Origin of the sequence: Streptomyces omiyaensis, assembly GCF_014650895.1 — a bacterium.
GTDB lineage: Bacteria > Actinomycetota > Actinomycetes > Streptomycetales > Streptomycetaceae > Streptomyces > Streptomyces omiyaensis.
Genome location: NZ_BMVV01000003.1, coordinates 425761 through 437277, shown reverse-complemented (window position 1 = coordinate 437277; position 11517 = coordinate 425761). Strand labels below are relative to the sequence as shown.

Annotated in this window: 13 protein-coding genes; 2 read left to right on the top strand and 11 right to left on the bottom strand. The window is 72.8% G+C overall.

Going from position 1 to position 11517, the window contains the following annotated elements:
- Positions 1-160: 160 nt before the first annotated feature.
- Both IE287_RS07550 and IE287_RS07545 read right to left on the bottom strand, forming a co-directional pair.
- A complete protein-coding gene (locus tag IE287_RS07550; RefSeq protein ID WP_189848105.1) occupies positions 161-379 on the bottom strand; it encodes a hypothetical protein in 219 nt (72 codons plus the stop codon).
- Between the two features lie 421 nt (positions 380-800).
- The gene (locus IE287_RS07545; RefSeq protein ID WP_189848104.1) at positions 801-1082 is read right to left on the bottom strand and encodes an acylphosphatase; all 282 of its coding nucleotides are present in this window, start codon (positions 1080-1082) and stop codon (positions 801-803) included.
- Positions 1083-1282: 200 nt separating this feature from the next.
- Between IE287_RS07545 and IE287_RS07540 the strand changes: the two genes are divergently transcribed.
- Positions 1283-2254, top strand: coding sequence for a CAP domain-containing protein (locus IE287_RS07540; RefSeq protein ID WP_189848103.1), 972 nt, complete (start codon positions 1283-1285; stop codon positions 2252-2254).
- 21 nt (positions 2255-2275) lie between these two features.
- Here IE287_RS07540 and IE287_RS07535 read toward each other — a convergent pair whose 3' ends face one another.
- Positions 2276-3514 (bottom strand): TerD family protein, encoded by a 1239-nt coding sequence (locus IE287_RS07535; protein ID WP_189848102.1) that lies wholly within the window; start codon positions 3512-3514, stop codon positions 2276-2278.
- Between the two features lie 216 nt (positions 3515-3730).
- Between IE287_RS07535 and IE287_RS07530 the strand changes: the two genes are divergently transcribed.
- Positions 3731-4114 (top strand): winged helix-turn-helix transcriptional regulator, encoded by a 384-nt coding sequence (locus tag IE287_RS07530; protein ID WP_189848101.1) that lies wholly within the window; start codon positions 3731-3733, stop codon positions 4112-4114.
- Here IE287_RS07530 and mutM read toward each other — a convergent pair.
- The 8 genes from mutM to recG all read right to left on the bottom strand — a co-directional run bounded on the left by mutM (position 4104) and on the right by recG (position 11452).
- A complete protein-coding gene (gene mutM / locus IE287_RS07525; RefSeq protein ID WP_189848100.1) occupies positions 4104-4997 on the bottom strand; it encodes a bifunctional DNA-formamidopyrimidine glycosylase/DNA-(apurinic or apyrimidinic site) lyase in 894 nt (297 codons plus the stop codon). The two genes, IE287_RS07530 and mutM, sit on opposite strands and share 11 nt — an antisense overlap.
- Before the next feature lie 156 nt (positions 4998-5153).
- Positions 5154-5948 (bottom strand): ribonuclease III, encoded by a 795-nt coding sequence (rnc, locus tag IE287_RS07520; RefSeq protein WP_189848099.1) that lies wholly within the window; start codon positions 5946-5948, stop codon positions 5154-5156.
- Between the two features lie 20 nt (positions 5949-5968).
- Entirely contained in the window at positions 5969-6142 is a 174-nt protein-coding gene (rpmF, locus tag IE287_RS07515) for a 50S ribosomal protein L32 (RefSeq protein ID WP_015036448.1), read from the bottom strand.
- A 2-nt stretch (positions 6143-6144) separates the two neighbouring features.
- On the bottom strand, positions 6145-6861 hold the full coding sequence (locus IE287_RS07510) for a YceD family protein (RefSeq protein WP_189848098.1): 717 nt from the start codon (positions 6859-6861) through the stop codon (positions 6145-6147).
- A 76-nt stretch (positions 6862-6937) separates the two neighbouring features.
- Positions 6938-7978 (bottom strand): F0F1 ATP synthase subunit B, encoded by a 1041-nt coding sequence (locus tag IE287_RS07505; protein ID WP_189848097.1) that lies wholly within the window; start codon positions 7976-7978, stop codon positions 6938-6940.
- Between the two features lie 110 nt (positions 7979-8088).
- The gene (gene coaD, locus IE287_RS07500; RefSeq protein ID WP_189848242.1) at positions 8089-8568 is read right to left on the bottom strand and encodes a pantetheine-phosphate adenylyltransferase; all 480 of its coding nucleotides are present in this window, start codon (positions 8566-8568) and stop codon (positions 8089-8091) included.
- A gap of 26 nt (positions 8569-8594) precedes the next feature.
- The gene (rsmD, locus tag IE287_RS07495) at positions 8595-9176 is read right to left on the bottom strand and encodes a 16S rRNA (guanine(966)-N(2))-methyltransferase RsmD (protein ID WP_189848096.1); all 582 of its coding nucleotides are present in this window, start codon (positions 9174-9176) and stop codon (positions 8595-8597) included.
- A 77-nt stretch (positions 9177-9253) separates the two neighbouring features.
- Positions 9254-11452, bottom strand: a complete 2199-nt coding sequence (recG, locus tag IE287_RS07490; protein WP_189848095.1) for an ATP-dependent DNA helicase RecG — start codon at positions 11450-11452, stop codon at positions 9254-9256.
- Positions 11453-11517: the final 65 nt, after the last annotated feature.

Sequence of the window (11517 nt, the reverse complement as noted above, 5' to 3'; positions counted from 1 at the left end):
GCAGGGCAGATCCTCGGGTGAGGAGGGGTGTGACGCGGGGGAGACGCGGGGGTGAAGGAGAAGCCCGGGGGTGGCGACGCGGGGGTGAAGAAAAGAAGGGACGCCGAAGCGCCCCTTGCCTATTCAGCTGTTCCCACCTGATGCCCCTCGGGGCGGGATGTCAGGTGAGCGCAGGCTCTGCCTGGGGTACGTCGAGGTCGATGCGGTCGAGCAGCGACTCGCCCTGGTGATGAGCGGCGGCAGCGGCGAGCGCGTCGTTCTCGGTCTGGATCCGTACGAGCTCGGATTCCAGATCCTGGACGCGCTGCTGGAGCCGTCGCATCTCGGCGAGGAGTCGCGGGTCGGAGCCGCCGACGTAACCGAGAAGCGCCTTTGCCATGATGAGTGGTCCTCCACACTGAGTGACCGACCGATTGCGGTGTGGGTCGTGAGGGATGGATTCGCACCCGCGGTGCTCGGCAGTACCTGAGTCGTGCCGGTGTTCTACTGCCACACAGCTAAGGTGCGCGGGGCTTCCAGAGTCTCACCAAAAAGTTTGACGGTCAACACGATCACGCCCCCATCGGTGCGGCGCACGGGGAGTTCGCGGCCGCGTCGCAGGCGGCGGCGTCTCTCGACCCGTGGTCGTGGGGCGTGTCGATCATCCTTACCCGGGAAGCCTTGCACGAGTGTCGAATCTTGGCAACCACCAGGCGCTTCTCCTGTTCACCGGCGTTCACGCGCACGCAACCGGCCCCCTGCCCGACCCCCCTCGGAGGGCGTTCGGACAGGGGGCCGGCGGGTGGTCCCGGGAGGCGCGGTCAGCGGATGGCGAAGCCGTCGTACCCGCCGCGGGGGGTGTCCCATATCTCGGTGACGCCGTCCACGCGGCCGGGCGTGTCGTCGGACCGCAGCCAGTCGAGCAGACGGTGGCAATTGTCACTCGGGCCCTCGGCCACCACCTGGACCCGGCCGTCGTCGAGGTTCAGGGCGAATCCGGCGAGGCCACCGATCTCCAAGGCGTTTGCCCTGGTGAACCACCGGAAGCCCACTCCCTGTACTCGCCCACGCACCCAAGCGGTCATCCGCACATCGTCACTCATGGCTGCACGCTAGCGGGCGGATTGCCCGAACCGCACGTCGCGGCGGCTTCCCATGGCGTACAGTCCGACGGAATGCGCCTCACCCACACGGGTGCACACCTTTCGGCCGTCCGTACGCGACCTCACGCTCCGTACCACTCCATGCCGAAAGCAAAGAGCGCAAAGACCCAGCACAGAGCCAGCTCAGGGAGGCAGGGCAGATGGGACGCCACCGTCGCTCCGGCGCCGCGCCCGCCGAGGCAGACTACGCGACCGGCACCGACCGCGGTGACGGGGGTACGCGCCGCAAGCGCCGCCACCCCGTCCGCAACGGACTGATCGGGGCCTCGGCGGCGGTCGCCGTCGGCGCCGCAGCGGTCGCCTCCGGCCTCCTCCCCGGCGGGGAGACCCTCACCGCCGGCAGCGTGGGCAGCAGCCGGCCGACCACCACGGAGACCCGGCAGGCCCCGGAGCTCACCACCCAGGGCGGGGCGACCCGCACCCCCGCGGACGCGCCGACGGGCACGCACACGGGCAGCGGCACCGGGGCGACCGGCAGGAAGGCCCCGTCCTCCGCCTCCCCGAGGACCACCCCGAAGGCCACCCCCACCCCCACGAAGACCGCGACCCCCTCCCCCACCCCGTCGAAGACGCGCACCGCGGCCCCGGCGCCCGCCACCACCCCGGCGAAGCCGAAGCCGAAGCCGAAGCCGTCGAAGACCGCGGCGACCACCCCGGCCGCCGCCCCGACGCCGGCCCCCACCACGGAGGCCCCGGCCGAGGAGACGAAGGCCGCCGGCTCCACCGCCGACCGTGCGGACGCGGCCGAGGCCGAGGTCCTGCGCCTGGTGAACGTCGAGCGCGGCAAGGTCGGCTGCTCCCCGGTCCAGCGTTCGGAGGGCCTCGCCCGCCTGGCCGGCGACTTCAGCGCCGACATGGCGGACCGCGGCTTCTTCGACCACACCGACCCCGACGGCGCCACCCCCTGGTCGCGCGCCCAGGCCGCGGGCATCACGAGCCTCGGCGCCGAGAACATCGCCCGCGGCCAGGTCGACGCGACCGCCGCGATGGTCTCCTGGATGAACAGCGACGGCCACCGCGCCAACATCCTGAACTGCGACTTCACCACCCTCGGCGTGGGTGTCCACTTCGCCGACGGCGGCCCCTGGTGGACCCAGGACTTCGGCCGCTGACCCCCGGGCCCCCGCGGCCGGCTACAGGGTCTTGAACTCGATCGGACCGGCGCCCATCCGGAAGGTCCCGTCGGAGTAGAGCGCCGGGCGGGCCTCGTCGTTCTCCGCGCCGTACTTCTCGACGTGCCGGATCAGGACCCCCTCCGGATCGGTGAAGTCGATCAGCGCGATGGCGACCCAGTAGGACAGCTCGCAGTCGTGGAACAGCGGCACCGTCACGGTGGAGCCGCGCCCGTCGGTGACCACCGCGCGGGCGCCGAAGGACTTGAACGAGCCGGTGCCGTTCTCGATCGCGCTGTAGGCGCAGACGAGGACGTACCCCTGCCGGTCGGGCCGGTGCAGGGTGACCCTCTCGCGGCCGGGGACGCGCGCGTCGCCGTCCAGGGCGATGTACGGCGGGGCGGAGGCGGAACCGAGCTCGCCGTAGTAGACGGCCTCCTCCGCCTTCTTCGCGCGGGTGCCGGACGGGGTGACGCGGGGACGGGGCACGTAGAGGGCGTACAGGTCGAGGTCGGCCCCGGCCTCCTGGCGCTCCTCGCTCCCGCCGTCCCACTCCAGCGTGGCGGTCACGACGAGCCCCGGCTCGTCCTTGCGCATGCCGATCGTCGCGTGCCCGTCCTTCGCGAGCGTCACCGCGCCGAGCGGCGCGTCGGCCGGGGCGGCCGGAGCACCGAACGGAACCGCCGCGGGCGCGGGCGCCGATGCGGGTACGGGCGCGGGCACCACGGCGGGCTCCGGTGCGCGTGCCGGCTCCGGCTCCTCCGCCGCCACGTCGATGCCGAAGTCCGTCGCCAGGCCCGCGAGACCGGTGTCCCAGCCCTGGCCGACCGCCCTCGCCTTCCATCCGTCGCCGCGCCGGTAGAGCTCCACCAGGACGGCGACCGTCTCCCCGCGGGCGAAGGGCGCCGGGGCGAAGGAGAGCCGGTCGGCGCCGCACTCGACGAGCGCGTGCGGGGTGGCGGCGCCGTCCAGACGGGCCGCGGGCAGGGCCGGGTCGGCACTGGCGACGATCGCGACGCGGTCGACGCCTGCCGGGAGCGACGGCAGGTCGGCGGTGACCGTCCGCCCCTCCAGGCTCACCCCGTCGTGCGCGGGGTGGTTGTAGAAGACGAGGTCGTCGTCGCCGCGCACCCGGCCGTCCGGGCCGAGGAGCACGGCGGAGACGTCGATGCCGCCGCCGGACGAGTCCAGGGTGACGCGGCAGACGGCGGCGGACAGCGGCGCGTTGCCGCCCTGGGCGAGCGCGAGCGTGGTGGTCATGGATGACGGCCTCTCAGGATGTGGGTCCATCGTGGGGGACGCGGCCGCTCCCCGTACAGCGGACGGGGGAGGACGGCGGCGGACGGCCTCCGGCGGGGTGTCGGAGGGGCCGCCCCGCTCCACGGCGGCCCCTCCGACACCCCCTCCCCCTCCAGGTGCTCACTTTTCGAAAGCGCGGTCTGGTGGCGAGTGGGGTGCGCGCGTACCGTGGAGGGCATGACCGACGACCTCGCCTTCGACGTGTTCGCGCGGGAGTGTGCCTCGCGGGTGACCCTGGAGCACATCACCGGGCGATGGGGCGGCCTCACCCTCGGGGCCCTGCACGAGGGGTCCTTCCGCTTCAACGAGCTGCGGCGCCGGGTCGACGGCGTCAGCGAGAAGATGCTGGCGCAGACCCTCCAGGCCCTGGAGCGCGACGGCCTCGTGCACCGCGAGGCGCAGCCGGTCAATCCGCCCCGGGTCGACTACCGGCTCACCCCGCTCGGGCGGGACGTCGCCGAGCGGCTGGTCGGACTGATCACGCTGGTCGAGGGGCGGATGCCGGAGGTCGTGGCGGCCCGGGAGGCGTACGACGCCGGGCGCCCCGCCGTCACGGGCTGACGCGCGGCGGGCGCTGGCAGCGCGGGCAGAAGTAGCTGGAGCGGTTCATCCAGGCGCGGCGGCGCATCGGCGTGCCGCAGCGGCGGCAGGGCTCGTCCTCCCGGCCGTAGGCGTCGAGCGAGCGGTCGAAGTAGCCGGATTCGCCGTTCACGTTCACGTAGAGGCTGTCGAAGCTGGTGCCGCCGGCCGCGAGCGCGGCGTTCATGACGTCGCGGACGTGGCCGAGGAGTTCGGCCGAGCGCGGGCGGGTGAGGGTGGCCGTCGGCCGGTCGTAGTGCAGCCTCGCGCGCCACAGCGCCTCGTCGGCGTAGATGTTCCCGACGCCGCTGATCAGCGACTGGTCCAGGAGCGCCCGCTTGATCGTCGTACGGCGCAGCCGGAGCGCGGCGTGGAAGGCGGCGTCGTCGAAGGCGGGGTCGAGCGGGTCGCGGGCGATGTGCCCGATGACGTCCGGCAGGCCGTCGGCGCTGTCGGGGGCCCGTTCGTGGAGCGAGAGCCCGCCGAAGGTGCGCTGGTCGACGAAGCGGAGCTCCGTGCCGGCGGCCCCCGTGGCGGAGTCGGCGTCGGACGGGGCGAAGCGCACGCGGATCCGCAGGTGCTTCTCGTCCGGGGCCTCCTCCGGCTGCACCAGGAGCTGTCCGCTCATCCCCAGGTGGCCGAGGACCGAGGTGTCGGTGTCGGCGAGGGGCAGCCACAGGTACTTGCCCCGGCGGCGGGCCGGCTCGAAGCGCTGCCCGGTCAGCCGGGCCGCGAAGTCGGCGCCGCCCGCCGGGTGGCGGCGCACCGCCCGGGGGTGGAGGACCTCGACGTCCGCCACGGTCCGGCCGGTGACCCAGCGCTCCAGTCCGCGCCGGACGACCTCGACCTCGGGCAGCTCGGGCACGGGACTCCTCCGGAGGGAAGGGACGGTGGTCCTCGCAGCCTACCGCCCGGTGCGGGCGGGCCGGCCGGGGCCGGAAACGGATCCGCCCGCCCCTGGCGGGGGCGGGCGGGAGGCTCCGTCGAAGGAGGCGAAGGAAGCGCGGTCGCGGGAGAGCGGTCAGGCGGAGGCCGGGGCGGGCCCGTCCTCCTGGGTCCGCTCGCCGGTCCCGCCGGCGTCGGCCGCGGCCTTGGCCGCCGCCGTGCGCTCGTCCGCGGCGGCGCGGATGGCGCGCCACGCGGACTCGGCGGCCTGCTGCTCCGCCTCCTTCTTGCTGCGGCCGGTGCCGGTGCCGTACGAGACGCCACCGACGCGGGCGGCAGCAGTGAAGGTCTTCTCGTGGTCGGGGCCCTCCTCGGAGACGAGGTACTCCGGCACGCCGAGACCCTCGGCCGCGGTGAGCTCCTGGAGGCTGGTCTTCCAGTCCAGTCCGGCACCGAGGTTCGAGGACTTCTCGATCAGCGGGTCGAAGAGCCGGTGCACCAGCTCGGACGCCGCGTCGAGACCCTGGTCGAGATAGACCGCGCCGATCACCGCTTCGAGGGTGTCGGCGAGGATGGATGCCTTGTCCCGGCCGCCCGTGCCCTCTTCGCCCCGGCCGAGCCGGATGAAGGAGCCCAGGTCGAGGCCGCGCCCGACGTCCGCCAGCGCACGCGAGTTGACCACCGCGGCCCGGAGCTTGGCCAGCTGGCCCTCGGGCAGATCGGGGTGGGTGCGGTAGAGGGTGTCGGTGACCACCAGGCCGAGCACGGAGTCCCCGAGGAACTCCAGGCGCTCGTTGGTGGGCAGCCCGCCGTTCTCGTACGCGTACGAGCGGTGGGTCAGCGCACGCACCAGAAGGGCGGACTCGAGGTGGTACCCGAGCCGCCCTTCCAGAAGCGTGTGGGACGAGGCGCTGTTGATGTTGTCAGACATCGTGCCTCTCACCAGCCCGCTCAGACCGAGAGGACCTGGCGCTTGTTGTAGGTGCCGCAGCTCGGGCACGCGATGTGCTGCAGCTTCGGCTCCTGGCAACGCTCACACGAAACCAGGGTGGGGACCGCAGCCTTCCACTGCGACCGGCGGTGGCGCGTGTTGCTGCGCGACATCTTCCGCTTCGGAACAGCCACGGCTACTTCTCCTGCTTCTCGTCGACACCGGTAGCGGCGTCGCTCATGTTGTCCTTCTCGTCGGCTCCCAGCGAACCGGCGAGTTCCTGCAGTGCCGCCCAACGGATGTCGGTGGCGTCGTGGTGGTGGTCCGGGTTGTCGTTCAGGTTGATTCCGCAATCGGAACACAGACCCGCACAGTCCTCCCGGCACACCGGCTGCATGGGCAGCGCGAGTACCACTGCGTCACGCAGCACGGGTTCGAGGTCGAACATGCCGTCCTCGAGGGGGATCATGCTCTCGTCTTCATCGTCCTCGTCGTCCGTGGCCGCCTTGGCGCGGCCCCGGTCGTCGGAGTCGGGGTACGAGAACATCTCCTGGAAGTCCGCGTCGAGCTCCAGCTCGACGGGCTCCAGACACCTTACGCACTCCCCCTCGGCCGATGCACGGGCGGTGCCTGTGACAAGCACCCCTTCCATGACCGACTCGAGTCGGAGCTCGATCTCCACCGGAGCGCCCTCGGGCACTCCGACGACCCCCGCGACGCCGAGGTCGGCGGGCGCGTCGACCGTGCGGGAGATCCGCTGGAGGGCACCGGGACGCCGCCCCAGCTCGTGTGTGTCGAACACGAGGGGGTTGCGGTGGTCGAGGCGCGTGCTCAGGGCTCTTCCTGCTTTCGGATCGTTCGCGTCGCAAGTCTCAGGGGGCTGCCGCTCGCGGGCAGCATGGATCGCGGACATACACGCGACCGAAGGGCCAGGATACTGGACGCTTCGCCCAGGGCCCAATCCGGCCCTTCCGCCGCTCCGGCCCCGGCTACTGGCCCTGCTCGTAGCGGCGCAGCTGCTCCAGGTCGATCATGCTCGTGTCGAAGAAGCTGGTCTCGTCGAGCGCGGCCGGCGGCTGCTGGGCCTGGGGCTGCTGGTACGCGTAGGGGTCCTGCTGCTGGTAGCCGTACGGGTCGACCTGCTGGGGCTGCTGGTACGCGTAGGGATCCTGCTGCTGGTAGCCGTACGGGGCGGCCTGCGGGGGCTGCGGGGACTGCTGGTAGGCGGCGTACGGGTCGGGCTCGTGCCGGTCCGGGATCTGCGCGGCGACCGGGGCGGGCACGGGGGCGACCGGCTGGGGGTCGGCGAGCTCCGCGAGTCCGGCGAGGTAGTCGGCGTCGCTGGTGTGCACGGAGTGGCCGAGGCCCTCCTGGGCGGCCATGTGCTCGCCGAGGGCGTCGGTGGCGATCCGGCCGTGCAGCTTCTGCCGGCCGCGGCCGACGGCCTCCAGGGTCTTGGAGAGGACCGCCTCGAAGGCGCCCAGCTTGGCGTCGACGTACTCGTCGGCGCGGGCGATCAGGGTCTGCGGGTCCGCGCTGTACTCGGGGGCGTCCTCGTCCGCGTAACCGTGCTCGTCCAGGCCCGGGCCGCGGCCGAGGAGCTTCTCGCGGCCGCGGTCGACGGAGCCGATGGTCTTGTTGAGGACGACCTCGAAGTTGGCGAGCTTGGAGTCGACGTACTCGTCGGCCTCGGCGCGGACCTCCTCGGCCTCCCGGCGGGCCTCGGAGAGGATCCGGTCGGCCTCCTCCTGGGACTGCCGGGCGATCTGGGTGTCGGAGACGATCGTGCCGCGCTCGGCGTGGGCGGCGTCGATGATCCGCTCGGCCTCCTGGCGGGCCTGCTCGACCATCTGCTCGCGGCCGCCGATCAGCTCCTGGGCCTGGGCGAGGGAGTTCGGCAGCGCGTCCCGCACCTCGTCGAGGAGGGCGAGCAGATCGGCGCGGTTGACCACGCAGGAGGCCGACATGGGCATCGAGCGGGCGTTCTGTACGGTCGCGACGATCTCGTCGAGCTTCTTCTGCACGTCCACCGGGTGCTCGCCACTCTCTACAGCTGGATGGAGACGGACGGGACGACTGTAAGGGCAGTCGTGGCCCGTCCGACACCAGATGACGGAGCGTCAGCGGCGGTGGCCGCGCGTCACTTCCCGCGCAGCCGCTCGGTGAGGCGGCCGAGGACCGCCGGGGGCACCAGGTGGGAGACGTCGCCGCCCCAGGCGGCGACCTCCTTGACCAGCGAGGAGGACAGGAAGCTGTACGTGGGGTTGGTGGGCACGAAGAGCGTCTCGACGCCCGACAGGCCGATGTTCATCTGGGCCATCTGGAGCTCGTAGTCGAAGTCGCTGACCGCGCGCAGCCCCTTGACGATGGCGGGGATGTCGCGCTGCTTGCAGAAGTCGACGAGCAGGCCGTGGAAGGACTCCACCTCGACGTTGCCGAAGTCGGCGGTGACCTCGCGGATCAGCTCGATCCGCTCCTCCACCGCGAACAGGCCCTTCTTGGACTGGTTGATCATCACCGCGACGTGCACGACGTCGTACAGCTTGGAGGCGCGGGCGATGATGTCGAGATGTCCGTTGGTGATGGGGTCGAACGACCCCGGGCAGACGGCGCGGCGCAACCTGGTTCCCTCGCTCTCCGGTCCGGTCATCGTGCGTCTTCGCACGTAGAGGCGGCGCGACCGTACCAAAACGTTCCCTCGCCGTAGCGACGGGACCGCAGGGGTTCGAAGCCGTCCGGCCAGCCGAAGACGCCGCCTCGGGTGCTGCGTTCCACGGTGACGACGGCATCCTCGCTCAGCCAGCCCCCCGAGCGCAGTGTGAGGAGGATCTCGCGCAGTTCCTCGTCCGCGACGGCGTAGGGCGGGTCGAGGAAGACCAGGTCGTACGGTTCGGCCGGGGCCGGTCCGGTGACGATCTGCTCGGCCCGGCCGGTCCTGGCCTCGGCGCCGGGCAGGCCGAGCGCGCGGACGTTCTCGCGGACGGTGCGGGACGCCCGGGCGTCGGCCTCGACGAGCAGGGCGTGGGAGGCGCCGCGGGAGAGCGCCTCCAGGCCGACGGCGCCGGAGCCGGCGTACAGGTCGGCGACCCGGGTGCCCTCGATGCCGTGGAGCGCCTCCCAGGTGGAGAAGAGGCCCTCGCGCGCCCGGTCGGAGGTGGGGCGGGTGCCGTTGCCCGGGGGCACGGCCAGGCGCCTTCCGCCGGCGGTGCCGGCGATCACGCGGGTCATCGTTTCCTCGTCGTCCTCGGCTGCTCGGTCACGTGCCGCTCGCGCGGCACGTGACCAGCTTAGGGCGGCCCGGCCGGTCAGCCCTTCTCCAGGTACTCCTCCCGCTCCTCGCTCAGCAGGGCGTCCAGGGCCGTGCGCAGGCCCGGGTGGGAGTCCAGGCCGGGATCGGCGAGGACGAGGGCGGTGGCCTCCTCGCGGGCGGCCGCGATGACCTCCTCGTCCTCGATGACGGCGAGGACCCGGAGGGAGGAGCGGACGCCTGACTGGGCCTGGCCGAGGACGTCGCCCTCGCGGCGCTGTTCGAGGTCGATGCGGGAGAGCTCGAAGCCGTCGAGGGTGGAGGCGACGGCGCCGAGGCGCTGCCGGGCGGGACTGGCCTCGGGCATCTCGGTGACGAGGAGGCAGAGGCCGGGGGCGGAGCCTCGGCCGACGCGGCCGCGGAGCTGGTGGAGCTGGGAGACGCCGAAGCGGTCGGCGTCCATGATCACCATGGCGGTGGCGTTGGGCACGTTGACGCCGACCTCGATGACGGTGGTGGCGACGAGGACGTCGAGCTCGCCGGCGGCGAAGCGGCGCATGACCTCGTCCTTGTCGTCGGGGTGCATGCGCCCGTGCAGGACGGCCACGCGGAGCCCGGCGAGCGGGCCGGCGGAGAGCTTCCCGGCGACGTCGAGGACGGCCAGCGGCGGGCGCTTCTCGGCCTCGTCCTCGGCGGACGGCTTGCCCTTGGCCGCCTTCTTCCCGTCCTCCTCGTCCCCGATCCGGGGGCAGACCACGTACGCCTGGTGGCCGCCGGCCACCTCCTCGCGGACCCGCTCCCAGGCGCGGGCGAGGAAGTGCGGCTTGTCGGCGGCGGGCACGACGTGGCTGGCGATCGGGGAGCGTCCGGCGGGGAGCTGGTCGAGGACGGAGGTCTCCAGGTCGCCGAAGACGGTCATGGCGACGGTCCGGGGGATCGGGGTGGCGGTCATCACGAGCAGGTGCGGGGGCTGCTTGCCCTTGCCGCGGAGCGCGTCGCGCTGCTCGACGCCGAAGCGGTGCTGCTCGTCGACGACGACCAGTCCCAGGTCGTGGAACTGGACCTTGTCCTCGATCAGCGCGTGGGTGCCGATGACGAGGCCCGCTTCGCCGGTGACCAGGTCGAGCAGGGCCTGCCGGCGGGCCGCTGCCCCCATGGAGCCGGTGAGCAGGACGACCTTGGTGGCCTTCTCGGCCCCGCCGAGCATCCCCCCCTCGGCGAGCTCGCCCATCATCTCGGTGACCGAGCGGTGGTGCTGCTGGGCGAGGACCTCGGTGGGGGCGAGCATCGCGGCCTGCCCCCCTGCGTCGACGACGGCGAGCATAGCCCGCAGCGCCACCAGGGTCTTGCCCGAGCCGACCTCGCCCTGGAGGAGGCGGTGCATCGGGTGGTCGGTGGCGAGGTCGGCGAAGATCTCCTCGGAGACCTTGAGCTGGCCGTCGGTGAGGGTGAAGGGGAGCTTGGCGTCGAAGGCGGCGAGGATGCCGTCGTCGGCGGGGCGGCGGGGCACGGCGGGGAGCTGCGTGTCCGCGTGGCGGCGGCGGGCGAGCGCGACCTGGAGGACGAAGGCCTCGTCCCATTTGAGCCGGTCCCGGGCGGCCGCGACGTCGGCCTTGGTGCGGGGGCGGTGGATCAGGCGCAGGGCGTCGGGGAGCTCGGCGAGGCCGCGGTCCCGGCGGAGCGCCCCGGGGAGGGGGTCGACGGCGTCGGCGGCGCTCGGCAGGACGGCGTCGACCGCCTTGGCGATCTTCCAGGACTCCAGCTTGGTGGTGGCCGGGTAGATCGGGATGAGGGCGCCGGCCCAGGTGTCCACGGCCGCGTCCCCGTCGCCGCGGAGGAGCTCGTAGGCGGGGTGGGCGAGCTGGAGGCGCCGGTTGAAGAGCGAGACCTTGCCGGAGAACATCGCGCGGGTGCCGGGCGCCAGGTCGTGGTGGGGCTTGTGGACGCCCTTGCCGAAGAAGACCAGCTGGAGCCGGCCGTACCCGTCGGTGAGGGTGACCTCCAGGCGCTGGGTGCGTCCCTTGGCGCCGTTGAAGGTGTGGACGCGGGCGTCGGCGACCTGGGCGACGACCGTCACGTGCTCGTCGAGCGGCAGGTCGGAGAGGGTGGTCAGCTCGCCCCGCTCCGTGTACCGCCGGGGGTAGTGGTGGAGGAGGTCGCCGACCGTGTGCAGGTCGAGGGCCTCGGCCATGACCTTGGCGGTGGCGGGGCCGAGGGACTTCTTGAGGGGTTCGTCGAGCGCGGGCACGTCCTCCATTGCACACCACGACGCCGACAGCCGGGGCGAGGCCTGTGGACAACGCGCCCGGAAGGGCCCCGGAC

What these genes read in the sequence shown, in the direction of transcription:
- IE287_RS07540 (WP_189848103.1), top strand. Translation starts at nt 1,283, where the DNA reads ATGGGACGCCACCGTCGCTCCGGCGCCGCGCCCGCCGAGGCAGACTAC.
- IE287_RS07550 (WP_189848105.1), bottom strand. Translation starts at nt 379, where the DNA reads ATGGCAAAGGCGCTTCTCGGTTACGTCGGCGGCTCCGACCCGCGACTC.
- rsmD (WP_189848096.1), bottom strand. Translation starts at nt 9,176, where the DNA reads ATGACCCGCGTGATCGCCGGCACCGCCGGCGGAAGGCGCCTGGCCGTG.
- IE287_RS07535 (WP_189848102.1), bottom strand. Translation starts at nt 3,514, where the DNA reads ATGACCACCACGCTCGCGCTCGCCCAGGGCGGCAACGCGCCGCTGTCC.
- IE287_RS07530 (WP_189848101.1), top strand. Translation starts at nt 3,731, where the DNA reads ATGACCGACGACCTCGCCTTCGACGTGTTCGCGCGGGAGTGTGCCTCG.
- IE287_RS07545 (WP_189848104.1), bottom strand. Translation starts at nt 1,082, where the DNA reads ATGAGTGACGATGTGCGGATGACCGCTTGGGTGCGTGGGCGAGTACAG.
- recG (WP_189848095.1), bottom strand. Translation starts at nt 11,452, where the DNA reads ATGGAGGACGTGCCCGCGCTCGACGAACCCCTCAAGAAGTCCCTCGGC.
- rnc (WP_189848099.1), bottom strand. Translation starts at nt 5,948, where the DNA reads ATGTCTGACAACATCAACAGCGCCTCGTCCCACACGCTTCTGGAAGGG.
- IE287_RS07510 (WP_189848098.1), bottom strand. Translation starts at nt 6,861, where the DNA reads ATGTCCGCGATCCATGCTGCCCGCGAGCGGCAGCCCCCTGAGACTTGC.